Below are 24,236 nucleotides of genomic sequence, written 5' to 3'. Positions count from 1 at the left end.
CTCATCTTCACCATCTCCGGCGCATTTGTGCTGCTAATCGCCGGTCACGCAGAGCGGTTTCGCGCTCTGCCAGGGCCACGGCCGGGGTCTCGGCAGGGACATGGGCGCGCATGTCCGCCAGCTTGATCTTGGTCGCTACCGGATTCGGCGCGGAGGTGCAGTTGTTCCAGCGGACCTGGATGCCGCCGCGCAGATAGCCACCCGTGTCCAGCCAGTTCGGCACGCCGGGGTCTGATGGCGAAATAACAACGCGCACATAACCATCGCTATCAATATGGGCCTGAAACGCGTTCAGGCTCGATTGATGCTGCATCCAGTCAATCGTTACAAACTGCTGGTTTGTTAGCATAAATGACCAGTACTTGCAGATATCGGGAACTTTGGCTTCCAGCAGCAACCCTTCATCGGGTTGCAGATCGAACAGCCCTTCGACATAAATCTGGCCTTTGGCGCCGCCAACACTGGTATAGTCAAAGATCTCAAGCGTATTGACCTGCCCCTTCTTGGCGAGGTCGGCGATCCGGTCATACCCGAGCGTTGGCTGAAGGGCGACCCACGTTGCCATCAGTTTCAGGCGGCGGTCGCTCTCTTCCGCGGACAGGCGCGGTGCGTTTGATGGCACGTCAAGGCGTTCGATGCCGATCTGGCTGTCCTGTTCATTTGCCCAATCGTAAGCCGCAACCCGATTGCCGACCATTGTCGTTTCTGGATTGAGACACCACCAATCGCCGGTGTAACCCTCTGGTCGCTCCTTACTGAGAATGACTGAAAAGGTGCCATCAGGTGCAATGTTCAGCTCATCGAGATCATGCTCGTCCGGGTTAGGCTTGGCATTGCCAAGCGCATAGTAACCAGAGTGCATCGACACCAAAGTCATCCGGTTCGTCCCGCGCCTTCCGCGCAAGCGATAGATGCCATTTCCGTCAATCTCTGCACTGCGGTAAAGATAGTCGGGATTAGGGGCGGACAGGTTCAGAACTGTCGAATACATCGGAATGAATTCTGGATAGTTGGGATCGGCATAGACGACCTGCTGATAGGCCTGCGCCAGCGTCGCCATCATCAAACGCCACGTATCCTGCCGATCCTGCGGATTTTCGGGATTTTGCGTAGTTGCCAGAACTTCAGCACCAATGGGCTTCATCGCCTCCAGATAATCCGCCCAATCCCACAGGCCTGATTTTGCCGCATTTGGCGATTGCGTTTCCATACCATTCACTCCCAAATCAATTTGATCAAATTGTTGAATTTACACACTCGCAGCAGGCTCATGCATCCCAAACCAAATGCAGTTCTTCGAGATTGTTGACGACGCCTGCCGTCACCTTTGGCTCTGTACCAGGGGCCAGTGCAAAATCGGGAATGCGCTGAAGCCACTCTTCAAGGAACAGCTTGATTTCGCGCTTGCCCAGCCGGTTGCCGATGCACGTATGCGGCCCTGTACCAAACACCAGATGCTTTGAACTTTTGCGGCTAAAGTCGACTGTCAGTGGATCCTCATTCTTGGTCGGATCAAGCCCAGCGAGCGGAAACATCAGCAGTGCAGACTCGCCTGCACGCATGGTCACGCCATGAAACTCGATATCTTCCGTGACAACGCGGGAAATGCTGCTCACGCCAAAGCGTCGCAGAAGCTCGTCGATTGCCTTGTCCAACCGGTCGGGGTGCTCAATCAATTCGCGGCGATGGCCGGGGTTTTGGGCCAGAAAGGCGGTGGCAAAGCCGATCGAGATCGCAACCGTATCCAGGCCGCCAGCAATGACCAGCAGTGCCATGCTGAACATCTCTTCGTCTGTCAGCGGGCGGCCCTCCACCGTTGCGGTCAGCATATACGAAAGGAAATCATCACCGGGAACCCGGCGGCGAATATCGATCTGCCCTGCAACATATGCCGACAGGTCAGCCCAGGCTTTGGTATGCTCGGGGTTGGTGGGTGAAAACTTACCGGCAATCGACAAAAGATGATCAAGATCCTGACGCGGCAGATCTATCAGCGACATGAACGCAATGACCGGCATGATTGACGCGAATTCCTTCATGAATTCGCATCGGCCCTTCGGCTTGATCCGGTCGATCAATTCTATCGTCAGCGCGCGCGCTTCATCCGTTGCTCGCTTCAAAGGCCCTGGTGCGAAAAAGGGATTGAGAATGCGCCGGAATTGTAGATGCAATGGGCCATCGACATTACTGGGGACCAGAAACGGCGCGGTACCTTGTGGAATGAAAATGTCACGGTTGGAGAATTTGGCCGCGTTGAGCGCCGCTTCCTGGACCACATCATAGCGCATGATCGCCCAGTGGCCGCTATTGTGCGGGGTCCAGAAAACAGGCGGGTTGGCATCCTGGAACGCCTTCCATTGGCGATGAATGTCCGAATAGCAGGATTGCCCTCGCACCGGGCCTTCATACATATCGAAATCCCGCACAAGATGCGCTGGGACGTGTGCGGGCTTTTGTACAAGCGGTGTAGCCGTGATGTCCACAGGCAGGTCTCTCCAATAACGGCTGGTGTAGCCCAGTCTTTTGTATGGGAGACGGTAGCTGGTTATAGAGGTGTTCTAATACCCTTGTTTGAGGGTGAAATGAGAATGTCTTTTAATTGAGGCGTTAGCGACCATCTAGAAGCGAACGGACGACTTCTTTCAAAGGCCAAATTTTGCGCAGAGAACGACCGCAATGTTAGTGCGAACCGCCGTTGCCAGGACGGACAGCCTAATGTCGACTTTCTGCGATTTCGCTTTGAAAGCAGCCTGTCCGCTACCGACCCATAACTAGACATGCATGGTGATTATGGGCTGTTGTGCTGGCCTGCATCTATGCCCCTCTCTGAACGAGCAGAATAATATGTAAGAAGGAACTGTGGGTCCCATCAACCAGAATAGGGGGGTGGCACCCCGGTGGGGTCAGGTCAGGTAGGTTTTTGAAGGGGGTGGGGGGAACAAGAGTTACATTGAAGCGAATCAGCCCGCTCGAAACAAAGCTTCGATCCGTACCAAACGATATCGGCTGATGCCTATCTGATGCCTAGTAAAACAGGAACCAACAAAAGCATGGTGCGCGTTACTGTAAGTCATTGAAAAATTGGTGCACCCGGAGCGATTCGAACGCCCGGCCCTCAGATTCGTAGTCTGATGCTCTATCCAGCTGAGCTACGGGTGCACTGCAGCGCCGCTATTAGGGACGGCGGCAAAGTTGTGCAAGGCCTAATTTGCCGTTGGAAGCTGCTTGCAGGTCGATTTCCGGCGGATTGCGTCCACGACCGGAAACTCCGACGGATTGGCAAGCAATATGCGGATCAGAGCAAGGCCCCGGTCATAGCCAAGAAGGACGGGTTCATATCCTGCCGGCGCTTTTTGCCCCATTTTCATCAGCGCGATCCGCGCAGGCCCTCCTTGTGTGTCGCGATCGCTCCGCACGGCGGCAACATCCGTGCGCGCGTCAAATATACTGACGGACCAATAGCGCCCCGGAACAGGCATCACGTCCACCAGAACCGGCCCCTTCGACAGGTCAAACACACAGGTCGAATACGATAAATCAGGACTGGGCCGGACGATCGGTTGATTGTCGGCAGTCGCCATTTGAGAAAAGGCGAAGCGGTTCACTTCTCCTGCGCCACCGATTTTCTGAAGCGCCGCATACATCAAAGCATAAGGCGTCGCTAATAAGGTCGCTTGATAGGCGCCAAGCGCAACAAGGCCGCCTGCCAATATAGGAAAAATCCAGCGCCGCATCATGCACACCCCTTGCGTTCAATGACGGGAAGCAAAGCCTTTTCAGGGTTTTTGATCACATCCACCGATGGATGATATAGCCGCAGGGTCAGGTCAAATGCCTTTACTGATCCCGTTGGCAGCCAACTGCCCGCCTGCGTATCAGGCGACACCGTGAACGCCCACTTTCCTTGCGCGTCTGCAGTGACTGCACTGGCCGGAACCGACCAGCGGTTTGCCGCATTTTTGACGAGCCAACCTTCGCCTTCGTACAAGGTGACGCTCCACCAGCGGCCATCAAGTTTCCCGCCGCGCACATCATAAGTGCAACGCCCATCCAGCGCACGGCCATCGCTATCGCGGGTCGCTGTAAAATACATGGCCTCTTTGGCGGGCAACGCCATGAGACCGGACAAGGCGACCTTGGCGCGGGTGAGTGCACTGGCGTCCACGGAGCCAAAGCTTTTGCCAGTTTCCCAAGGTCCGTTGGAGACGCGGCCATCGTTTAAACCGCCGCGCACCTGGTTGACCGCAAAGGCGGTGCCCCCGACAAGCGCGAGCCCAATCGTAATGGCGTATCTATGCCAAGCTTTCATAATCCCTGCCCCCCCAAGAGCCAATGCTAGCCGGTTAACCTACTTACTTGCAAGTGCGGCCTGTGCCGCTGCCAGCCGCGCGATAGGCACGCGGTATGGCGAAGCGCTGACATAATCGAGCCCCACCTTTTCGCAGAAGGCGATGGATGCCGGATCGCCGCCATGTTCGCCGCAAATGCCCAATTTGATTTCGGGGCGCGTTGCGCGGCCCTTATTCACCGCGATCTCGATCAACTGTCCTACCCCTTCGACATCGATGCTGACGAACGGGTCACGCGCGTAAATGCCCTTGTCAACATAATGCGTCAGGAAACGGGCGGCATCGTCGCGGCTGACACCCAAGGTTGTTTGCGTCAGGTCGTTGGTGCCGAAGCTAAAGAAGCTTCCGACTTCTGCAATTTCATCAGCCATCAAGGCGGCGCGTGGCAGCTCGATCATTGTGCCAACCAGATATTCAATCCGCGTGCCTTGTTCGGCAAAAACCGCCTCGGCAGCCTTGTCGACCACGTTTTTCATAAGCTCTAGCTCGCGGCGTGTGCCGACCAGTGGGATCATGATTTCCGGAACTGGCGCGACCGCCAAGCTGCATGCCGCCTCAAATATCGCCCGTGCCTGCATTTCATAGATTTCAGGATAGGTAACGCCCAGACGGCAACCGCGATGGCCAAGCATAGGGTTGAATTCATGCAATTCGGATGCACGTTGCTTCAGCACCTCAATACCAACGCCAGCTGCAGCCGCAACTTCGGCAAATTCACTTTGCTGATGCGGCAAAAATTCGTGCAAAGGCGGGTCAAGCAAGCGGATCGTAACCGGCAGCCCAGCCATCACTTCAAAAATTGCCGCAAAATCCTTGCGTTGTTCAGGCAGCAATTTGTCGAGCGCGACACGGCGCCCCTTTTCATCGTCCGCCAATATCATCTGGCGCACGGCAGTAATCCGCGCAGCGTCAAAGAACATATGCTCCGTCCGGCACAGGCCAATGCCTTCTGCGCCGAAATCACGCGCGGTTTGCGCATCGGACGGCGTTTCGGCGTTGGCGCGCACCTTCATCCGGCGGCCAGCATCGGCCCAGACCATCAGCGTCCCGAAATCACCCACCAGCTCGGGCTGGATCGTCGGCACTTCGCCCGACATAACTTCGCCGGTGGAGCCATCCAACGTGATGATATCGCCCTCGTTCAACGTGCGGCCAGCAATGCGCAGCACTTTGGCAGCAGCATCAATTTGAATGCTTCCTGCACCCGATACGCATGGACGCCCCATGCCACGTGCGACCACGGCCGCATGGCTGGTCATCCCTCCGCGCGCGGTCAATATGCCCTTGGCGGCATGCATGCCGTGAATATCTTCGGGGCTGGTTTCGATACGCACGAGAATGACGGCCTTGCCCATATCATTGAATCGCTCGGCGGTGTCGGCATCGAACACGATTTCACCCGATGCTGCACCCGGCGATGCCGGCAGGCCAGAGGTCAGCACGTCGCGTACCGCTTGCGGATCAAGCGTTGGGTGCAGCAACTGGTCCAACGCCATCGGGTCAACGCGCAGCACAGCCTCATCGGTTGTGATCATGCCTGCTTGCGCCATATCGACCGCTATTTTCAAGGCGGCCTTTGCCGTCCGCTTGCCCGAACGGGTTTGCAGCATCCACAGTTTTTCACGCTCAACGGTGAATTCAATATCTTGCATATCGCGGTAATGCGTTTCGAGAATGTCGAACACCCGCGCCAGCTCGGCATATACTTGCGGCATCGCCTCTTCCATCGACAGCGGCTTTGCGCCCGCGCGTTCGCGGGCCGCCTTGGTCAGATATTGCGGCGTGCGGATTCCGGCAACGACATCTTCGCCCTGCGCATTGATCAGATATTCGCCATAATAGGCGTTTTCGCCCGTGGCAGGGTCACGGGTAAAGGCAACGCCCGTCGCCGATGTTTCACCCATATTGCCGAAAACCATGGCCTGCACATTGACCGCGGTGCCCCAGTCACCCGGGATATTGTTCAGGCGGCGATAGACTTTTGCCCGGTCCGATTCCCACGAGCCAAAGACCGCGCCGACCGCGCCCCATAATTGATCATGCACATCCTGTGGGAATGGCTTGCCCCATTCGGCGGCGACAAGGCGCTTATACTCGGTAACCAACGCCTTTAGGTCGTCGGCGGACAATTCAGTATCGAGATAATAGCCTTGGTCTTCCTTGGCGATCTCAAGCGCTTCTTCAAACGCACCATGATCCAGCTCCAAAACCACATCGGCATACATTTGAATGAAGCGGCGATAGCTATCCCACGCAAAGCGCGCATCGCCCGAAGACCTTGCAAGCCCTTCGACCGTCTGGTCATTAAGCCCGAGATTCAAAACAGTATCCATCATCCCCGGCATCGACACCCGCGCGCCCGAGCGCACCGATACGAGCAACGGATTGACAGCATCGCCAAAGGACTTGCCCGTTACCTGCTCAATATGCGCCAAGCCATTGGCAACCTCGGCGCGGACACTGTCAGGAAAACTTTGGCCATTGGCGTAATATGCCGTGCACATTTCGGTTGTGATCGTGAAGCCGGGGGGCACAGGCAGACCAATAGACGCCATGCCATCAAGGTTCGCGCCCTTGCCGCCGAGTATATTCTTGTTGCCGCGAACGGTTTCATCACCGTCCGAAACACCGCCACCGAACCGAAAAACATATTGAGTCATTCCGCAGCTATTCCTTTTTTTCGGCACATTTCGTTGCGCGCCGTTGTGCAGTGCAGTGCTCGGGAGTCAAGTATGGAAGGCGGTTATTTTCCCGATTTGTTGGCAAAAAGCATGAAGCGCGCCAGCGGAAATTTGAACGATAACAGATACAGGACGTGCATCACGACCAAAGCGATTGCCAAATTGGCCATCAATTCATGTGCTTCTTCATATTTTTCACCGGACTCATTCTCACCGCTATCGCTTTCATTATCGTCCGAGAAGGAAAAGGAGCTGAGCGAACTGAATTGCAGCGCGCGGCCATTGTCCATCAACATGCCCGTCCCGATTGCGCCGATCGCCGAAATCGCGATTCCGGCCAGCAAAATCCGACTAATGGCCGGATGCGTGATGATGCCTTTCAGGCGCAAATCCTTGAACGAGGGATAAAATCGTTCAAGCCCCAATTGTGGCGCTCCAGATAGTGCCCACACAAGCCTAAACAATATGAGGGCTGCAACGCCATAACCAAGCCACGCATGAATGCGGCCTGTTTCGGCAGAAAAATATGCCGCGAGAACGGTAAGCGCTAGAAACGTATGAAAAATGCGAATGCGCTGCATGACGGCCATGTGGATGTTCCTTTGGAGAGGTAACAATCCAAGCGCGCATTCGGTCCCATGATCTTTGATTCACATCAAGCTGACAAAAACACGGCTTTTACAATCGTCATGCCGAACGTGTTTCAGCATCTTATTTTCAAACTTTGCGGGTCAAAAGAAGCAAGACCCTGAAGGTGACGACGGTTGTAATGCGGCCCTACCCCTCAATCTTCGAAAAATCCGCGACCTGCGATACCGCATCACGGAACCGCGCCAGCAACCCAAGGCGAAAGGCCCGCTTGCCAGCGTCTTCATCATTCACCATCACTTCTTCGAAGAAACGGTCAATCGGCGCACGTAAAGTCGCAAGTGCCGCCATGGCGTCTTCAAATTGTTCGGCCTCTAGCGCTTTCTTGGCTTGCGGCTCTGCAATATCAAGCGCGCCTAACAACGCAATGTCCGCTGGATCCGCCATAAGCGCATCGCGCGCCGTATCGAGGACAGGCGACACCGGATCCGAACCCTTCAGGATATTTGCCGCGCGCTTGTACGCCGCCAACAAATTCGCGCCCTCGGCCGTACTGATATATGCCTGCAATGCCTTAACCCTTGCCAGCAGCCGGACAAGACCATCCTCACCGCCAAGGCTAAACACCGCATCAATCAAATCGTGCCGCACGCCCGCTTCGCGTTTTTGCACTTTGAGGCGGTCGATCAAAAACTCTTCCAATATCGCGAAGCTTGCACCGGCACCCGTTGCAAAAAGCATGCCCTTTAGCGAACAGCGCAGGTCATTCTGAAGCAGCAACGACAAGAAACCGATGGCCGCGCGGCGCAATGCGAACGGATCCTTAGATCCTGTCGGCGGCATGCCTGCGGCGAAAAATTGCGCCAAAGTATCCAATTTATCCGCCAGACTGACCGCAACGGTCACTGGTGCCGTGGGCACATCATCGCCCGGCCCGACTGGCTTATAATGGTCGCGGATGGCATCAGCGACAGCGTCGCTCTCGCCCTGCGCACGGGCGTAATAGCCGCCCATGATGCCCTGTAATTCGGGGAATTCACCGACCATGCCTGTAACGAGGTCGGCCTTGCACAAACGCGCAGCGCGTTCGGCGTCATCGGCGCTTGCGCCCTTGACTATCCCCTCTTCCACCAACCAGCGCGCCAGCTTAGCGACGCGATCAACCTTGTCGGCGACACTGCCCAATTTTTCGTGGAAGGTAATTTGCGCCAGCTTCTTGGCCTGATCATCCAGCGCGACTTTCAGGTCCTGTTCCCAGAAGAATTTCGCGTCCGACAAACGCGCGGCCAACACCTTCTCATTACCCGCAACAATCGCGGCGCCATTGTCATGCGCGTCTATATTCGCCGTGCAAACAAAAGCATTGGCCAGCTTGCCCGCTTTGTCATGACAGACAAAATATTTCTGGTTCACACGCGCGGTTAATTGAATGACCTCTTGCGGCACGGCCAAAAACCCCGGGTCAAACCGGCCAAGCATCGGCACTGGCCATTCGGTCAGCCCGGCATTTTCGATGACCAGCCCTTCATCCTCCACCAAAGTCAGGCCCGCCGCCTCGGCAGCCGCTTTCGCACCATCGCGAATGATGCGGCAGCGTTCGGAGAAATGCACGAGGACATGGGCGTCGCGCAACTTTGCGGCATAGTCAGCCGCGTTGGCGATATGAATGGTACCGCTGTGATGGAAGCGATGCCCCATCGTCTCGGCACCGCTGTAGATGCCGTCAATTTCGCATGGAACAACATCATCACCAAGCAACGCAACGATGTCCTGCAATGGCCGCACCCAGCGCAGGCTTTCTGTGGAAGCCGAAGCCGCGCCCCAGCGTTGCGATTTTGGCCATGGGAAGGCGCGGATAATGGCTGGAATGGCTTCGGCCAAAACATCCGCCGTCTGACGTCCTGCCTTTTCCACGACCGCAAAATACACGCCATCGCGTTCAATCAACTGGTCTTGCGTGAGCCCTGTTTTGCGCAGGAAGCCTTCCATCGCTTGTGGCGGCGCGCCAAGCTTTGGACCTTTAGTTTCTTCGGACACGGCATCAGTAGCCATCGGCAGCCCATTGGCAATCAGCGCAAGGCGGCGAGGCGTGGCGAATGTCTCAACCGACGCAGCCGCCAATCCGGCCTTGGCGAGCGCGTCATTAAACAGGCGCGCCAAGTCTTCCTTGGCTTTGACCTGCATCCGCGCGGGAATTTCTTCGGAGCGGAGTTCCAACAGGAAGTCAGTCACGCTGCCCACCCATTCTTTGCCATCCACGCCTGGCAGCTGCCTTTGGCAAGGTCGCGCACGCGGCCCATATAGCTGGCGCGTTCTTGCACGGAGATGACCCCGCGCGCTTGCAGCACGTTGAATATATGGCTTGCCTTGATCGCCTGTTCATAGGCTGGAATCGGCAAAGCATGTTGCAGGCAACTTTCGCACTCTACGGTCGCCTTTTTAAACGCATCGAACATCATGTCGGTATCGGCAACTTCGAAATGATAGCTGCTCATCTGCCGTTCGTTTTCGCGGAATATGTCGCCATAGGTGACGGCGGGGCGGTCGGCGGTCGCGTTATTGTAGACGAGGTCGAAAATGCTATCCTTTTTTTGGATATACATCGCCAGACGCTCTAGACCATAAGTCAGCTCGCCGGAAACGGGTTTGCAGTCAAAGCCGCCCATTTGCTGGAAATAGGTGAACTGCGTCACTTCCATGCCGTCGCACCACACTTCCCAGCCAAGACCCCAGGCGCCAAGCGTCGGGCTTTCCCAATCGTCCTCGACAAAGCGGATGTCGTGCAGCAACGGATCAATGCCGATCGCATGCAGCGAGCCCAGATACAGTTCCTGCAAATCGGGTGGGCTTGGTTTCAATATGACCTGATATTGATAATAGGCGCCCAGCCGATTGGGGTTTTCGCCATAGCGGCCATCGGTCGGGCGGCGGCACGGCTGCACAAAGGCAGCGTTCCATGGATCAGGCCCAAGCGCGCGCAACGTGGTCGCGGTGTGGAATGTACCGGCACCCATTTCCATATCATAAGGCTGCAATATCGCGCAGCCATGCTTACCCCAATAATCATGGAGCGTGAGGATCAGATCCTGAAAACTAAGTGGCGCAACGTGGGACATGGCCAGCCATTGGCGGAGATAGGCGGCTAAATCAAGTTTCTGAATCCGGAGGTGGGTTTTTGTCAGTGGTGCATAGCATTATGTAAGGTGTAGTTGACATTACAGACGAATCGATTTAGTAAGGTCTACATGACATACTGTCAGGTAACATCGACTTTTTTAGAAGTGGTTTGACATGGCTTATGATCCGACAGCGCCCACAGAAAGCGAGCGTAGCGTAGCTTATTACATCGTCGGGGTTGGCGCAGCGGCCAATGCGGTGTTGCTATCCGCGCAATTGGTGCCACTTCCATCTTGGATTGCACATGGCTGCGTTCTGGCCGTTGCAGCATCATTGCTGGTCGCGATATTGTCGTCTCGTAACGACGATTATTTTCGTCATGTATCGTTTGTCGCCAGCAGATTTGCAATGGGCGTCATTGCCATGTGGTTTTGTCTTGAAGCCATCATCCATGCCGGAAACGGCGCAGAACTTGTCGGGATATTGGCTGCAGGAGGTCAATCAGGTGGAAACCCTACGACTGGCCCTTCGGACTGGTTCGCATCAGAAACACTGGCGGTAACGGTCGCAATGGCATTTCACATCCGGTTCTTTTTCAAAAGATATCGCCGGTGAAAAATCAGCTGAAAGTGCTGCGCGCGATGCGCAATTGGAGCCAGGCCGATTTGGGCGAGCATCTCGATGTATCGCGCCAGGCGGTGAACGCAATTGAGACGGGAAAATATGACCCGTCCCTGCCGCTGGCGTTCAAAATTTCACGGCTGTTTGGCTTGCCAATTGAGGAGATTTTCGATGACGAATACTCAGGAGAGCGCGATGGGTGACGCAAATCAAAAAACGGGTGGCAATATCGCACGCAATCTATGGATGATGTTGTCCGGGGTGGGCATCATCATGCTGCTGGGCGTGATTACCGGGTTTCTGTCACAACATAATGCCCAAGGTGGCGGTGCGTTAGATTTTGCTGGGTTTGCCGTTTTAGGCGCAATTGCGGCAGCTATCCTTGTTTTGGCTTTCGTCATCTGGAAATTGTTCCAGCAAGGAAAGCAAAGCGGCGAAAAGGTGCCGCGCCGTGAAAAAGTATATAATTGTTTCTTGGTTGGTGGCTTTTTATTGGGGGGCGTTACCGGCCTCGCCCTCGCGCTGACAGACAGTTTTTACGCAACAGAAACCAGTCTCATGTCCAATGCAGCCATGTCGCCAGTACTCGCGATCATCCTTTCAATCGCCATCGGCGTTATTTTGCCTGCCATCACGTTGTACTGGCATAAACATGTCGTCGATGAACAGGAGGAGGCTGCGTATCGCGTTGGCGCGCTCATCGCTATCTACGCATTTTGGTTCATCGCGCCAGTCTGGTGGTTTCTGTGGCGCGGCGGCATGTTGCCACAGCCAGATGGTATAACACTTTATGTTATGACAATGTTTGTTGCTCTGATTGTCTGGTTCTGGAAAAAATACCGCTAATGACCGGTCCAATATCGTCGAATTATACTCTTACCTGAAGTTGAAGGAGAATATTCATGCGTATTTGTTTGAACTCATTATTGGCCGCGACCGCGACTTGTGCGTTGGCGTGGGCGGTTCCTGCCACGGCGCAAAGCACGCATACCGAGGCGCCTGCCTCTGTCGAGGCACTTGACCCAGTCAAAGCGGATGCTGCTGCCGTTAAAGACGTCGACCCCGCCTTATGGGTGGTCAAAGATGCCGACACCACCATTTACCTGTTTGGCAGTGTGCATATCCTGAAACCGGGCTTGGGTTGGTTTGACGATGGCGTAAAGACCGCGTTTGACGCGTCGGACCAATTGGTTCTGGAGATGGTTGAGCCCCCCGCAGCGGAAGTTCAGGCCATGTTTGGCAAGTTTGCGATGGATCAAAAGGGCAAGGCACTGCGATCGAAGATGAATGACGCGGACCGGGCAGTGTACGAAGCGGCGATGGGCAAGCTTGGCATTCCGGCTGCGGCGTTTGACCCTTTTGAGCCCTGGGCTGCGGCGATGACACTGTCCCTGCTGGCCATGCAGAAAAGCGGATTTGACCCAAATAGCGGCGTTGAAAAGCAACTGACGGCGGCAGCAAATATCACTAAAAAACCGATAGCTGGCCTTGAAACCATGGCGTTTCAACTTGGCGTGTTTGACACCCTGCCCGAGGCTGAACAAGTCCAGTTCCTCGCAGAAACGGCCAAAGATATTGATGGCGCCGGGGCTACTATGGACAAGATGGTAGACCTATGGGCCGCACCGGACCCAGAAAAGCTGGGCGCACTCATGAATGAGGAGATGACCAGCCGCGTTTTATACGACGCGTTGTTGACCAAGCGGAATGCCAATTGGGCGAAATGGATTTCCGCACGGATGGCAAAGCCTGGGGTGATATTCATTGCGGTGGGCGCAGGCCATCTCGCCGGCCCGACCAGCGTTCAGGCATTGCTTCCGGCTTATGGCCTGAACGCAACGCGGGTGGCCTATTAAGTTTTGTGTGTGTAACGGGAGAAGGTCGGGCGGATAGTCGCTCGGCCTTCACCTATTTTTGCAGGGCATAAATGGAAAAAATGCAGCATAGCGATCCTGCGACAGCACTGCCTCTTGCGCCGAAAAATTATCCCGGTTTGCTGCCGGCTATTGGCTTCATTGCGCTGTATTTTGCCCTGCAAATATTGTGCACGATCCTTATCATGGCGGCCACTTATGACTGGACCAGCACCGCAACGCCGATTGCGATCATCATGGGCCTTGTTGTTTCTGCCGTTGTGCAGTTGTTCCTGATGTGGCTCTATTTGCGCAAAGATGGACGGATAAAGGCCTTGGGCCTATCTGATTTCGGCAAACTGCCGCTGCTCAAAACCATTCGTATAGCCGTCCTGTGGATCCTCACCGCCATGGCTTTCAACTATGTTTATGCGACTTACCTGATTCCGGGCATCGGCATGCAGGACGAAATGTCCAAAATCCTAGCCGCAATTGCGCGATCGCCACTTAACATTGCCGCCATGTTCTTTGCGATCGTGGTTGCTGCGCCTGTTGTTGAGGAGCTGTTGTTTCGCGGAATGCTGCAAAACGCACTGGCGAAATATTTGCCTATATGGGGGGCGATACTGCTGTCGTCATTCCTGTTTGCCCTCGTGCATGGGCAGCCTTATGCCATTCCGGGCCTGATGTCGCTCAGCCTCGCTTTTGGCTATCTATACCATCGTACAGGGTCACTGCGCACGAACATAATCCTGCACATGGCAAACAACGCCTTTGCGTTGCTGGCTCTACAAATCCTGAATTAAACGACCACAGGCGCGAGCAGGCGGAGCGTTCCCGCATCCGCATCGATTTCTGCAATACCGCCCACAGGCAGCGTAAACTGATCCGTAATGTGGCCAAAATAGGCACCCTGATAGGCTGGGATGCCTAAGCCGCCCAGATGCTGAGTCAGCACGTCATTCAGCGTGAACGCGCCGTAGCTTGTGCCCTTGTTGACGCAGTCGGTGCACTGACCAAACACCACGCCTTTAAGGTTTTTCAATATGCCAGCCTGCCCTAATTGCGTGAGCATGCGGTCGATACGATATTCGGCTTCGTCGACATCCTCAAGAAACAGGATCGCACCATCGAAATCCGGCAGATAAGGTGTTCCTGCCAGCGCCGTGAGCACGGTGAGGTTGCCGCCCAATAACTTCCCCTGCGCTTTACCATTCCCGCTGCCCAATACCCGCGTGCGCCATTGCCGCTGCGCCATTCGGTCTTCGGTACCCATGGGATTGGTAAATGTCGGCGTACCCGCGTCAAACGCGATTTCGCGGTAAATATCCCAAGATGCTTTACCCCACGCACTTCCCGCATTTGGGCCATGCAAAGTTACAAATCCGCCCTTTGCCGCAATCGCCATGTGCAGCGCCGTGATGTCGCTGAAACCCGTCAACAATTTGGGATTAGCGCGAATGATGTTCCAATCGAGATGCGGCAAAAGCCGGGCACTACCCCACCCGCCACGCACTGCGAAAATGGCTTTAACATCCTTGTCCGCGAACATCGCATTAATGTCGGATGCTCGGTCTTTATCTTGCCCGGCAAGATAGCCATAACGGTCCAGCAAATGGGCTGCGCGCTTTGGCTTAAGGCCCATGGCCGATATGGCCTCTTCCACCAATTGAAGCTGGAATGGCTCATCGCTGGCGGACGCTGGCTCGATCAAGCCCACAGTATCACCGACACGAAGCCGCGATGGCTTGCGAGCCGCTTTTGCATCGGCGGCGGCTGCCGCCGAAAACGAAGGGGCGGACAGCAATGCTGCCAGCCCCGCCATAATCTGACGCCGAGTTGTGTTCATATCCATACTCGGCAATCCCTTTAGTTTAGAACTTCGCTTCAACCGACAGCGTGAACGACCGTCCACGTGGGTCCGCAACGCGTGGTTCCCAGCTTGAGCCAGCTCCCGTATTGCTGTCATAGGTGATGGCAAACGGCGGATCCTTGTCGAAGACGTTGCGCACGCCTGCGGTCAAACGCAACCGCTCCAGCACATCCTTGCTTACAGATGTATTGTAAATCACATATGGTTTCACCTTGGGGTTGAAATCCGGCCGGACTACCGTGCCGTTGGCGATGCCAGGCAGTGCCTGATTATTGTAACCGTCGCGATAGATTTGCGAGAAGCTGAAGGTGAAGTCATCCTTTGTGAATGAAACAAAGGCGCTATGCTTCCACTTGAGACCCAAATCACCAGCAAAAGTGAACTGACCAATCAAGCTGGGTCCAAATGGAGCTGACGGCAGGAACTTCTCACGCTTTTTCAACTGATAGGTTCCGTCCAAACCAGCACTTACCAAGCCACCCAAGGCGTCCAAGCCACCGCGTAAAGCAATTTCAAGCCCCTTGGTCCTGCGCGACCCGATATTGTCGGCGCGCAGATCGATAAGCGTGATAATCCCGTTGGTCCGCGTCACGCGATCAGGGAAAGAACTGATGTTATCAAGCAACTGGCGCAATGTCAGCGCGCCGATAGTGTCATCAACAGAGATCGACCAATAATCAACCGACGCACTGAAACGGCTGGACGGTTGTAGCACCACACCAAGGCTATGCTGCTTTGATGTTTCAGGCCCGAGATTCAAATTGCCGCCCGAGAGCGTTTCCGGCGTTATGGCCGCGCAACCGGGCAGCGAACTCACGGCTTTCGACGCACATGTCGTCGGGTCAACCAAAGTATTGCCTGGGTTTGGCGACTGCGTCACGCCGTTGAAGATTTGGTTGAACGCGGGCACGCGGAAACCAGTGTTGAACGACCCACGGAGCATCAACCAATCGAGTGGCTGGAACTTCGCCGATATCTTCGGGTTAACTGTTGTGCCAAAACCGCTATAGTCGTCAAGCCGCACTGCTCCAGTAACCTCGAATGTGTCAATTACTGGCACCAATACTTCGGCATAAGCTGCCTTAACTGTCCGGTTTTTCGGGGTAAGTGCGTTGCTGTTATCAAAGGCTACGTTGAAGATATCAGGCGTGCCCGTCACAGCAGCAGGAGAACCATTGAAGCTGTAAGTTTCGCGACGATAGTCTGCGCCAAGCGCGACCTGAACAGTGCCACCGGGCAAATCGAACAGCGACCCAGACACGGATGCATCAAGTTGCTTGACCTCATATTTACCGCCATAAAGCGTAACGCCTTCTGCCGAAATTGCCTTCAATCCAGAGAGCGCTTCGGCCGATTGCGATAATGAGAACGGGTTGAGAATACCGCTGTTCAGCAGGCCAACTATGCCAGGACGCGACGCGCCGGGGGCTGTTGGTGCACGTGGATCGATACCGCCAGATACGGCGCCGGCAACACCCGACGCAGTCGCTGCTGCTGCTGAAGCGAAGGTTCCGCGATAATGGTATCCGCTGCCCAAGACCGACGTCGCTTGGCTGCGGGCGTAAGATCCACCCGCGCGATAATCCCAGCCGGCCCACAATGGACCTTCGGCGCCTAAGCCAGCACGCAGTGTTTTGGTGTTTGTTTCATATTCACGCACGCCGCACGAAGTACAACGCCAGCGATAGGAGATCGGCTTACCGTAATTGGGGGCGATTTGCGGAAAAACGCCGACCAGCTTATTATAGACATCATTATATGTCGCCGTTGTTGTGGCGTTCAGGGGATAGTATAGAGGCAAGGTGGTTGCGTTGCCGGAATATTGGTTATTCGAGAAGCGCTTGGATGAATCCGCGTCCGAACCCGTGATTTCAGCATAAAATTGATGATCACCAAGCTTTGCAGTTGCGCGTCCATAATAAGTCAGCGTTTCCAATGGCTGCTGAAGAACAGCTGCGCGGCCGGTATCCCAAGCGCAGGCAAAACGCGCGGAGGTGTTGGCCCACAATTGTTCGTCATATGCCATGCCACCATCCATGGATGCGCAACCTGCGCCGCCTGGAAGGTCCAGAATGTTGATGCCGCCATTTGCGGAAACGGTTGCGCCTGTTTCAAGCAGACTGACACCGCTTAACAGCGAACCGGTTGGCGCAAACAGCGCATTTGAACCTGTTGCGAAAGCTGTAGCAATGGGCGTTCCTCGCGTATCCACCGACAGGCCGCGATTAGGCTGATTACCGTTGACGAAACTGCGCTCCGAACCGTTGAGAGCTTTACTGTAGCTTTTGCTAACGGTAGCCATGATATTGAAGCCATCTTCGTCCAGGTCGCCATAGCCACCCGTCGCCGACAGCCGATAAATGTTGCCGCCGCCCGCTTCGGTTACATCTGCAAATTGGTTTAAGACGAGGCCTTGAAAATTGGTTTTCGTGATAAAGTTGATGACGCCACCGATGGCATCCGTTCCATAGATAGCCGACGCGCCATCTTTCAGGATTTCCACCCGCTCAAGCGCAGCCATAGGAATTTGATTCACGTCGACGGCTGATCCCGTAAGACCATGCGCGGCAACGCGCCGACCGTTCAACAGCACCAGCGTCGAAGCAGAACCCTGACCGCGCAAGTTGGCTGCCGAGAGGCCGTTCGTTCCGCGTTGCGCACCAGAGGTAACATCCGCGTTTGAGGCAAGGTTATCAGCGCCATTTCCGTTGGTGGAAAGATAGGAAATCAGTTGCTCAGGGCTGTTAATGCCCTCACGAGAAATATCATTGGTTGTGATGATCTGCAAAGGTAACGCGCTCTTTGCAGGATCCTGCTTGATACGCGATCCGGTAACGATAATCGCCGCGCTTTCATCCGCAGCGCTATCGGCAGCGGCAGGCAAGGATGACGCTTGCGCGAATGCCGGTGCAGTTAGGCACGTGGCCAACAATAATATCGCGGTTTTAGAATAATTCATGAAATATCCCCTCTTTCATTTGTTTAACTCTAACTGAGTTTTATGCCTGCAAACTATGCGTAACAAAAATGCAAAGCAACTATCTTTAGATGCAGTGCACATTTGAAACCGGAGAGAATTTACATCAATTCACGCTTTGTCTACTAGGTGGGTTGAAAATCAAGGCGGCAACGGGCAAAAGCAGAATATGCTGTCCCAGAAAACCCGCTATGCCATTCGCGCCATGCAGCATCTTGCGGATCATTATGGTAAAGGCCCGGTCCAGCTTGCGGACATCGCAGAGGCCCAAAAAATTCCACCTAAATTCTTGACCGTCATATTGTCTGAACTGTCACGCTCCGGCCTGATTGCGTCACAACGTGGCAAGGACGGCGGCTATTGGTTGGGCGTTCCGCCGATCGACATAAGTTATGGCGACCTCATCCGTATCATGCGCGGGTCACTGGCACTGGTGCCATGTGCAAGCCGTTATGCCCACGAAACCTGCAAGAATTGTGTCGAGGAAGACAATTGCCGCACGCGCGCTTTAATGCTTCAGGTGCGCGACAAAACCGCCAATCTCCTTGATAGCATCAACCTGTCAGATGTCGTGGATGCGGACATCTATCTGCAGGCAGCAGAGTAATCCATCGGTCATCGTTGCTGCCGCTGCGGCTAAACAGTTCCTTGGGCGGCGCAAACAAATTAGCGGGATACAAAGCTGTGGCTAATGTAAGTGCTACTGATTATGGATCTGCATTCCGGAGCAGAGGGCCAGGCTTAGATGTTTGAATATGTTACCAACGTCGATTGGTCTGCGGTTGCGCCTTACATCGCCGTTGGCTTTGCAGCGCAATTGGTCGACGGAGCGCTTGGTATGGCCTTTGGCGTCATCTGCAGCACCTTGCTGGTCAGCGTCATGGGCGTTGCGCCTGCCCGCGCATCGGCCGGCGTGCATTTTGTTGAGATGTTCACCACTGGCGCGTCGGGTATAAGCCATGTGTTGCACAAGAACGTCGATTGGAAACTGTTTAGCCGCATCGCCATTCCCGGCGTCATTGGTGGTTGCACAGGGGCATATTTGTTAGCGAACATCCATACGGAGGCCGCCCGGCCTTTTGTTATGGGGTATCTTACGCTGATCGGCTTTTACTTGCTGTATAAGGCATGGAACTTCACGCATGAGCAAAAACCACGCGACCCTAAAGTAACTATGCCGCTGGGTCTTATCGGCGGTTTTCTCGATGCATCGGGCGGCGGCGGCTGGGGCCCTGTGGTCACGTCTAACCTTCTGATTCAAGGCGCAGACCCGCGCAAAACAATAGGCACGGTGAACACGGCAGAATTCTTTTTGACTGTCGCAGTTTCCTTGACCTTCATTTTGACCATCGGATTGGAGGCATTCACCGTCGTGACCGGCGGGCTGCTTATCGGCGGATTGTTGGCGGCGCCATTTGGTGCATTGATCGCAAAGCGGATTCAACCGCGCAAACTGCTGTTCGCGGTAAGTTCCGTGCTCATAGCCACCAGCCTGTTCAGCCTCTACAAAGCGTTGGCCTAATTCCACACTAAGCTTGCATTTGCAGCGCAACCCACATATAGTCGCCCGCTTGTCGTGCATGGTCATCCCTGGAGGCGTGGCGGCAAGGTAACTTTTTTTGGAGAAACAACATGAGCGATCAGCTGACTTTGTCGGCAGAGACGCGCGATCGGGCAGGCAAGGGAGCCTCCCGCGAATTGCGTCGTCAAAACCGAGTGCCCGCCGTTATTTACGGCAACAAACAAGAACCCGAACTCATCCATGTCGAAGAAAAGGCGCTCATCAAATTGTTGATGACTGGTCATTTTTCGAACAGCGTTGTCGAGATCGAACTTGGTGGCAAAAAACAGATCACAATTCCAAAGGATGTTGCATTTCATCCTGTCAGCGATCGTCCAACACATGTTGATTTCCTGCGCATCGTCAAGGGCGCAAAGGTGGATATCGAAGTGCCTGTCGTATTCATCAACGAAGACGCTTCACCTGGTTTGAAGCGCGGTGGTGTTTTGAACATCGTACGTCACGAACTTGAACTCATCTGCGACAATGACAAAATCCCTGATGACATCCAAATCGATGTCTCCGGCTTTGAAGTTGGCGATTCGATCCACATCAGCCATGTAAAGTTGCCTAAGGGTTCGGAAAGCAAGATCACCGACCGCGATTTCACCATTGCGACCATCGTTGCACCATCGGCGCTCAAGTCGACCGAGGGTGACACTACCGCCGAAGGCGAAGCTTAAATCTATCTCCGGGGCTGGGTTTCGGTCCGCCCCGGATATTCCCCCAAGGGATACGCGCGATGCAATTATGGGTAGGTCTCGGTAATCCAGGCGCCACCTATGCGATGCACCGGCACAATATCGGTTTCATGGCGCTCGATGCGCTGGCCGAAATTCACGAACTACCGCTTCCGGCCAAGAAATTTTTGGGCTGGGTTCAGGAACTGCGCATTGGTTCCGACAAAATCATCCTTCTCAAGCCCGCGACGTTCATGAACGAAAGCGGCCGCAGCGTGCGCGCAGCGATGGATTTCTACAAGCTTGAGCCCAAGGATGTAACCGTCTTTTACGACGAGCTCGATCTTGCCCCGTTCAAGGTAAAAGTCAAAACCGGCGGCGGCGCGGCTGGCCATAATGGCATCCGCTCTATCACCGACCATATCGGTGCAGATTTCCGCCGCGTGCGGCTGGGCATTGGCCATCCGGGCAACAAAGACCGCGTAACCGGCTATGTGCTCGGCAATTTTCACAAGAGCGAGATTGACGATCTGGCCGACTTGCTGGGCGCAGTATCAGCAGAGGCCGCTTGGCTGGCGAAAGGCGATGACGTCCGCTTCATGAATGACGTCGCCATGCGGTTGCAGCAGGATTAGGACCGTTTAACGCCCACTGTGTCATCGCATTGGATGGACTTGCTGCCGAACGTCGCCTAGGGCCGCTGCATATCATTATTGACGAGGATATTATGGGTTTCAAATGCGGTATTGTGGGCCTTCCCAATGTGGGCAAGTCTACCTTGTTCAATGCGCTGACGCAAACGGCAGCAGCGCAAGCAGCAAACTATCCGTTCTGCACGATTGAGCCCAATATCGGCAATGTCGCCGTGCCTGATCCCCGGCTGGAAACAATCGCTAAAATCGGCGGCAGTCAGAAGATCATCGAAACGCAGCTTGGCTTTGTGGATATTGCCGGTCTCGTCCGCGGCGCGTCAAAGGGCGAAGGACTTGGCAACCAGTTTTTGGGCAACATTCGCGAGGTGGACGCGATTGTTCACGTCTTGCGCTGTTTCGAAGATGACGACATTCAGCATGTCGACAACAAAATTGATCCGATTTCGGACGCGGAAACAGTGGAAACAGAATTGATGCTGTCCGACCTGGAGAGCCTCGAAAAACGCGTCCCGAACCTCATCAAAAAAGGGACGCAGGGTGACAAGGAAGCCAAAATCAGTGCGCTTGTACTTGGCCGTGCGCTTGACCTGCTGCGCGACGGTAAGCCCGCCCGCCTGACCAAGCGCGACGATGCCGAAGAGGAACGCCATTTCCAAATGGCGCAGCTTTTGACCGCGAAACCCGTGCTCTATGTCTGCAATGTCGAAGAAGCGAGCGCGGCCAATGGTAATGCGCTGTCCGCCCGCGTCTTTGAAAAGGCCAAGGCCGAAGGCGCCGAAGCCGTCGTCGTGTCGGCCGCGATCGAAGCCGAAATTTCGACAATGCCGCCTGAGGATCGGGAAGTATTCCTCGACGACCTTGGTCTCACCGAAACCGGCCTCGCCCGCGTCATTCGCGCAGGCTATGAATTGCTCCACCTCATCACCTTCTTCACCGTCGGTCCTAAAGAAGCCCGCGCATGGACTGTCCATAAAGGCGCAACCGGACCAAATGCCGCCGGTGCCATCCACAGCGATTTCGAAAAAGGCTTCATCCGCGCCGAAACCATGGCCTATGACGATTATATCCAGTTCAACGGCGAAGCCGGCGCGAAAGAAGCCGGCAAATGGCGTTCGGAAGGCAAGGAATATCTCGTCAAAGACGGCGATATCATGCTGTTTAGGTTTAATGTTTGAGGTGCATGGCTTTGCGTAGCGACCGCTAAAATTAATAAATTTGGGCCAAAAGCTGGCAGAGCACAAGTTGTTTCAGGGTCCTACTTCAGCCTCAGCGCTTCACTTCCGCCCGAACAGCTTCTCCACATCCCCAAGTGCCAACTTCACCCAAGTCGGCCTGCCATGGTTGCACTGGCCGCTATGCGGGGTAACTTCGATTTCGCGCAGAAGGGCATTCATTTCGGTGACGGACAGCACACGGCCTGCGCGGACGGAGCCGTGGCAGGCCATAGTTGCGGCGACATGGTCGATGCGCTCCTTAAGCGACAGCGCGTCGTCATAAGCGGCGAGATCGTCGGCTAGGTCCTCAAGCAACCCCTTGGCATCGCCATCGCCCAGCACCGCTGGCGTTGCGCGTACGAGCATCGCGCCGGGTCCGAAGCGTTCGACATCCAACCCGAAGGCAGAAAGCTCCTGCGCCCGCGCCTCAAGCCGGTCACAGGCAGGTTCTTCCAACTCCACCACCACCGGCAACAGCAACGCCTGCGATGGCACTGCGCCGCCCGCCGCCGCCATTGCTTTGCGCATGCGTTCAAGCACAAGTCGTTCATGCGCGGCGTGTTGGTCAACGATGACAAGGCCGTCTTCTGCCTCGGCCACAATATAGGTGTTGGCGACTTGTCCGCGCGCAACGCCAAGCGGATTGCGCCCGCGGTCGGGGACGGGTTCATGCGCTTCGGCGGCCCTGCCCCATAAAGGCGCGAGGTCTTCGGCCGGAATCGCGGCCATATCGACAAAGCTGCTGCGGTTTTCATAGACCGACGGATAGCTGTGCCGTTGGCCATATTGCCCCTGATAGGCGGTTGCGCCCAAAGTGGCAGGGCGCGCAAATATGTCGCCTTGCGCGGTCTGAATCGGTTCCTGCTGCCATGCGGAGAGCGCGTCTGCCGACGGCCTTTGCACGGCGCGAAAGCCAGACTGATCCAACGCATGGCGCAGGCCGGACACAATCATTCCGCGGATGAGCGCTGGGTCACGAAAGCGCACCTCTGTCTTGGCTGGGTGGACGTTTACATCGACCAAAGTTGGCGGCAGGTCTAAAAACAAGGCCACCACCGCGTGCCGGTCCCGCGCCAGCATTTCGGCATAAGCGCCGCGCACCGCGCCGATCAACAGCCTGTCCTTCACCGGGCGGCCATTGACGAACAGGAACTGATGGTCGGCAACGCCGCGATTATAGGTCGGCAGGCTGGCAACCCCGCCAAGGCGCACACCCTCGCGTTCAAAATCAAAGGCAACGCTATTGTCGATAAGTTCGCTGCTAGTCAAAGCCGCCACACGTTCAAGCCGCGCGGAGGTAGGCTGCACCGCCAACACACGCCGCCCGTCATGTTCGACCACAAAACCGATATCCGGCCTCGCCATCGCAAGCCGCTTCATAGTGTCCAGAGCAGCAGCATATTCAGCGCGCGCGCTGCGTAGGAATTTGCGCCGTGCGGGCACATTGCCGAAGAGATTTTCAACCCGCACCCGCGTGCCATGCGGTAAGGCGGCCGGTCCCTCACCCGTCACCACGCCATGATCCACCGTTCGGGTCCAGCCTTCGGCGCCTGCTGGCCTACTTTCCAGGGTCATTTTTGACACGCTGGCAATGGAGGGCAAAGCCTCACCCCGAAACCCAAGCGTCGAGACCATTTCAATATTTTCATCGGGCAATTTCGATGTTGCATGCCGTTCAAGCGCCAGCGCCATGTCAGACGGCGACATGCCACAGCCATCGTCAGTGACTTCAACCAGATCAATGCCACCGGCGCTTAAGCGCACTATGATATTTCGCGCGCCCGAATCGATGGCGTTTTCAACCAGTTCCTTCAACGCGCTGGCTGGTCTTTCGACCACTTCACCGGCGGCAATCCGGTTGACTAGATTTTCGGGGAGCCTTCTTATTGACATCTGTAGGTTCCTAGCCCAAGCGCACTCCTCAAGCGACTCCTTAATGGTGCGCAATCCAGCCAAATATCTGTTTTGTAAAACAGCAAATTCCGCTAGGATCGCGCGATTATTTGGGCGTGCTCCAAAGGACTCTCACCAAACCGGACTGGGTGGATATTACATGGTATTTGGCAAGT

General features: G+C 55.3%; 21 protein-coding genes and 1 tRNA gene. 10 read left to right on the top strand and 12 right to left on the bottom strand.

The genetic code is table 11. The annotated features are described in order from the left end of the window. Positions 1 to 7 precede the first annotated feature (7 nt). The 9 genes from ACIQ2T_RS02020 to ACIQ2T_RS01980 all read right to left on the bottom strand — a co-directional run bounded on the left by ACIQ2T_RS02020 (position 8) and on the right by ACIQ2T_RS01980 (position 10,734). Entirely contained in the window at positions 8 to 1,210 is a 1,203-nt protein-coding gene (locus ACIQ2T_RS02020; protein ID WP_397589371.1) for a DUF1214 domain-containing protein, read from the bottom strand. A 58-nt stretch (positions 1,211 to 1,268) separates the two neighbouring features. Next, entirely contained in the window at positions 1,269 to 2,483 is a 1,215-nt protein-coding gene (locus tag ACIQ2T_RS02015) for a cytochrome P450 (protein ID WP_397589370.1), read from the bottom strand. Between the two features lie 599 nt (positions 2,484 to 3,082). Then, positions 3,083 to 3,159, bottom strand: a tRNA-Arg gene (locus ACIQ2T_RS02010). A gap of 44 nt (positions 3,160 to 3,203) precedes the next feature. Continuing rightward, a complete protein-coding gene (locus ACIQ2T_RS02005) occupies positions 3,204 to 3,737 on the bottom strand; it encodes a DUF1254 domain-containing protein (protein WP_397589369.1) in 534 nt (177 codons plus the stop codon). Then, entirely contained in the window at positions 3,734 to 4,309 is a 576-nt protein-coding gene (locus tag ACIQ2T_RS02000) for a DUF1214 domain-containing protein (protein ID WP_397589368.1), read from the bottom strand. The genes ACIQ2T_RS02005 and ACIQ2T_RS02000 overlap by 4 nt, the downstream gene beginning before the upstream one ends. Positions 4,310 to 4,348: 39 nt before the next feature. Further along, a complete protein-coding gene (gene ppdK / locus ACIQ2T_RS01995; RefSeq protein ID WP_397589367.1) occupies positions 4,349 to 7,009 on the bottom strand; it encodes a pyruvate, phosphate dikinase in 2,661 nt (886 codons plus the stop codon). A gap of 83 nt (positions 7,010 to 7,092) precedes the next feature. Further along, complete coding sequence (locus tag ACIQ2T_RS01990) at positions 7,093 to 7,620, bottom strand: cytochrome b/b6 domain-containing protein (RefSeq protein WP_397589366.1); 528 nt, start codon at positions 7,618 to 7,620, stop codon at positions 7,093 to 7,095. A 187-nt stretch (positions 7,621 to 7,807) separates the two neighbouring features. Next, complete coding sequence (glyS, locus tag ACIQ2T_RS01985) at positions 7,808 to 9,850, bottom strand: glycine--tRNA ligase subunit beta (RefSeq protein WP_397589396.1); 2,043 nt, start codon at positions 9,848 to 9,850, stop codon at positions 7,808 to 7,810. Next, positions 9,847 to 10,734 (bottom strand): glycine--tRNA ligase subunit alpha, encoded by an 888-nt coding sequence (locus ACIQ2T_RS01980; protein WP_397589365.1) that lies wholly within the window; start codon positions 10,732 to 10,734, stop codon positions 9,847 to 9,849. The genes glyS and ACIQ2T_RS01980 overlap by 4 nt, the downstream gene beginning before the upstream one ends. A gap of 175 nt (positions 10,735 to 10,909) precedes the next feature. On the opposite strand from ACIQ2T_RS01980, the gene ACIQ2T_RS01975 reads away from it, so the two are divergent. The 5 genes from ACIQ2T_RS01975 to ACIQ2T_RS01955 all read left to right on the top strand — a co-directional run bounded on the left by ACIQ2T_RS01975 (position 10,910) and on the right by ACIQ2T_RS01955 (position 14,015). Beyond that, positions 10,910 to 11,350, top strand: coding sequence for a hypothetical protein (locus ACIQ2T_RS01975; RefSeq protein WP_397589364.1), 441 nt, complete (start codon positions 10,910 to 10,912; stop codon positions 11,348 to 11,350). Continuing rightward, positions 11,347 to 11,559, top strand: a complete 213-nt coding sequence (locus ACIQ2T_RS01970; protein WP_397589363.1) for a helix-turn-helix transcriptional regulator — start codon at positions 11,347 to 11,349, stop codon at positions 11,557 to 11,559. The genes ACIQ2T_RS01975 and ACIQ2T_RS01970 overlap by 4 nt, the downstream gene beginning before the upstream one ends. Next, a complete protein-coding gene (locus ACIQ2T_RS01965; protein ID WP_397589362.1) occupies positions 11,528 to 12,202 on the top strand; it encodes a hypothetical protein in 675 nt (224 codons plus the stop codon). Before ACIQ2T_RS01970 ends, ACIQ2T_RS01965 begins: the two co-directional genes overlap by 32 nt. A gap of 56 nt (positions 12,203 to 12,258) precedes the next feature. After that, positions 12,259 to 13,212, top strand: a complete 954-nt coding sequence (locus tag ACIQ2T_RS01960) for a TraB/GumN family protein (RefSeq protein ID WP_397589361.1) — start codon at positions 12,259 to 12,261, stop codon at positions 13,210 to 13,212. A gap of 71 nt (positions 13,213 to 13,283) precedes the next feature. Further along, complete coding sequence (locus tag ACIQ2T_RS01955) at positions 13,284 to 14,015, top strand: lysostaphin resistance A-like protein (RefSeq protein ID WP_397589360.1); 732 nt, start codon at positions 13,284 to 13,286, stop codon at positions 14,013 to 14,015. On the opposite strand, the gene ACIQ2T_RS01950 is transcribed toward ACIQ2T_RS01955, so the two are convergent. Both ACIQ2T_RS01950 and ACIQ2T_RS01945 read right to left on the bottom strand, forming a co-directional pair. After that, positions 14,012 to 15,064, bottom strand: coding sequence for an LD-carboxypeptidase (locus ACIQ2T_RS01950; protein ID WP_397589359.1), 1,053 nt, complete (start codon positions 15,062 to 15,064; stop codon positions 14,012 to 14,014). The two genes, ACIQ2T_RS01955 and ACIQ2T_RS01950, sit on opposite strands and share 4 nt — an antisense overlap. Positions 15,065 to 15,083: 19 nt before the next feature. Beyond that, positions 15,084 to 18,041, bottom strand: coding sequence for a TonB-dependent receptor domain-containing protein (locus tag ACIQ2T_RS01945; RefSeq protein WP_397589358.1), 2,958 nt, complete (start codon positions 18,039 to 18,041; stop codon positions 15,084 to 15,086). A 187-nt stretch (positions 18,042 to 18,228) separates the two neighbouring features. Between ACIQ2T_RS01945 and ACIQ2T_RS01940 the strand changes: the two genes are divergently transcribed. From ACIQ2T_RS01940 to ychF, 5 genes are all read left to right on the top strand, one after another. Further along, positions 18,229 to 18,666: an Rrf2 family transcriptional regulator gene (locus ACIQ2T_RS01940; RefSeq protein ID WP_306063939.1), complete on the top strand. Its 438-nt coding sequence runs from the start codon at positions 18,229 to 18,231 to the stop codon at positions 18,664 to 18,666. A 138-nt stretch (positions 18,667 to 18,804) separates the two neighbouring features. Next, positions 18,805 to 19,581, top strand: a complete 777-nt coding sequence (locus ACIQ2T_RS01935; protein ID WP_397583988.1) for a sulfite exporter TauE/SafE family protein — start codon at positions 18,805 to 18,807, stop codon at positions 19,579 to 19,581. 110 nt (positions 19,582 to 19,691) lie between these two features. After that, positions 19,692 to 20,303: a 50S ribosomal protein L25/general stress protein Ctc gene (locus ACIQ2T_RS01930; RefSeq protein ID WP_315470661.1), complete on the top strand. Its 612-nt coding sequence runs from the start codon at positions 19,692 to 19,694 to the stop codon at positions 20,301 to 20,303. A gap of 59 nt (positions 20,304 to 20,362) precedes the next feature. Continuing rightward, entirely contained in the window at positions 20,363 to 20,935 is a 573-nt protein-coding gene (gene pth / locus ACIQ2T_RS01925) for an aminoacyl-tRNA hydrolase (RefSeq protein ID WP_397589357.1), read from the top strand. A 92-nt stretch (positions 20,936 to 21,027) separates the two neighbouring features. Continuing rightward, positions 21,028 to 22,128: a redox-regulated ATPase YchF gene (ychF, locus tag ACIQ2T_RS01920; protein WP_397589356.1), complete on the top strand. Its 1,101-nt coding sequence runs from the start codon at positions 21,028 to 21,030 to the stop codon at positions 22,126 to 22,128. 99 nt (positions 22,129 to 22,227) lie between these two features. Here ychF and mutL read toward each other — a convergent pair whose 3' ends face one another. Further along, positions 22,228 to 24,060 carry a DNA mismatch repair endonuclease MutL gene (mutL, locus tag ACIQ2T_RS01915; protein WP_397589355.1) on the bottom strand — a complete coding sequence of 611 codons (1,833 nt, stop codon included), beginning with the start codon at positions 24,058 to 24,060 and terminating at the stop codon, positions 22,228 to 22,230. Positions 24,061 to 24,236 lie beyond the last annotated feature (176 nt).

Origin of the sequence: Sphingorhabdus sp., from assembly GCF_044357595.1 — a bacterium.
Taxonomy (GTDB): Bacteria; Pseudomonadota; Alphaproteobacteria; order Sphingomonadales; family Sphingomonadaceae; genus Sphingorhabdus_B.
The sequence above is the reverse complement of the archived record's forward strand: the minus strand, read 5'-3'. Positions and strand labels throughout refer to the sequence as shown.

What these genes read in the sequence shown, in the direction of transcription:
- pth (WP_397589357.1), top strand. Translation starts at nt 20,363, where the DNA reads ATGCAATTATGGGTAGGTCTCGGTAATCCAGGCGCCACCTATGCGATG.
- ACIQ2T_RS02000 (WP_397589368.1), bottom strand. Translation starts at nt 4,309, where the DNA reads ATGAAAGCTTGGCATAGATACGCCATTACGATTGGGCTCGCGCTTGTC.
- ACIQ2T_RS01965 (WP_397589362.1), top strand. Translation starts at nt 11,528, where the DNA reads ATGACGAATACTCAGGAGAGCGCGATGGGTGACGCAAATCAAAAAACG.
- ppdK (WP_397589367.1), bottom strand. Translation starts at nt 7,009, where the DNA reads ATGACTCAATATGTTTTTCGGTTCGGTGGCGGTGTTTCGGACGGTGAT.
- ACIQ2T_RS01960 (WP_397589361.1), top strand. Translation starts at nt 12,259, where the DNA reads ATGCGTATTTGTTTGAACTCATTATTGGCCGCGACCGCGACTTGTGCG.
- mutL (WP_397589355.1), bottom strand. Translation starts at nt 24,060, where the DNA reads ATGTCAATAAGAAGGCTCCCCGAAAATCTAGTCAACCGGATTGCCGCC.
- ACIQ2T_RS02005 (WP_397589369.1), bottom strand. Translation starts at nt 3,737, where the DNA reads ATGATGCGGCGCTGGATTTTTCCTATATTGGCAGGCGGCCTTGTTGCG.
- ACIQ2T_RS02020 (WP_397589371.1), bottom strand. Translation starts at nt 1,210, where the DNA reads ATGGAAACGCAATCGCCAAATGCGGCAAAATCAGGCCTGTGGGATTGG.
- ACIQ2T_RS01940 (WP_306063939.1), top strand. Translation starts at nt 18,229, where the DNA reads ATGCTGTCCCAGAAAACCCGCTATGCCATTCGCGCCATGCAGCATCTT.
- ACIQ2T_RS01955 (WP_397589360.1), top strand. Translation starts at nt 13,284, where the DNA reads ATGGAAAAAATGCAGCATAGCGATCCTGCGACAGCACTGCCTCTTGCG.
- ACIQ2T_RS01930 (WP_315470661.1), top strand. Translation starts at nt 19,692, where the DNA reads ATGAGCGATCAGCTGACTTTGTCGGCAGAGACGCGCGATCGGGCAGGC.
- ACIQ2T_RS01935 (WP_397583988.1), top strand. Translation starts at nt 18,805, where the DNA reads ATGTTTGAATATGTTACCAACGTCGATTGGTCTGCGGTTGCGCCTTAC.
- ACIQ2T_RS01945 (WP_397589358.1), bottom strand. Translation starts at nt 18,041, where the DNA reads ATGAATTATTCTAAAACCGCGATATTATTGTTGGCCACGTGCCTAACT.
- ACIQ2T_RS01980 (WP_397589365.1), bottom strand. Translation starts at nt 10,734, where the DNA reads ATGTCCCACGTTGCGCCACTTAGTTTTCAGGATCTGATCCTCACGCTC.
- ACIQ2T_RS01990 (WP_397589366.1), bottom strand. Translation starts at nt 7,620, where the DNA reads ATGGCCGTCATGCAGCGCATTCGCATTTTTCATACGTTTCTAGCGCTT.
- ACIQ2T_RS01950 (WP_397589359.1), bottom strand. Translation starts at nt 15,064, where the DNA reads ATGGATATGAACACAACTCGGCGTCAGATTATGGCGGGGCTGGCAGCA.
- ACIQ2T_RS01975 (WP_397589364.1), top strand. Translation starts at nt 10,910, where the DNA reads ATGGCTTATGATCCGACAGCGCCCACAGAAAGCGAGCGTAGCGTAGCT.
- ychF (WP_397589356.1), top strand. Translation starts at nt 21,028, where the DNA reads ATGGGTTTCAAATGCGGTATTGTGGGCCTTCCCAATGTGGGCAAGTCT.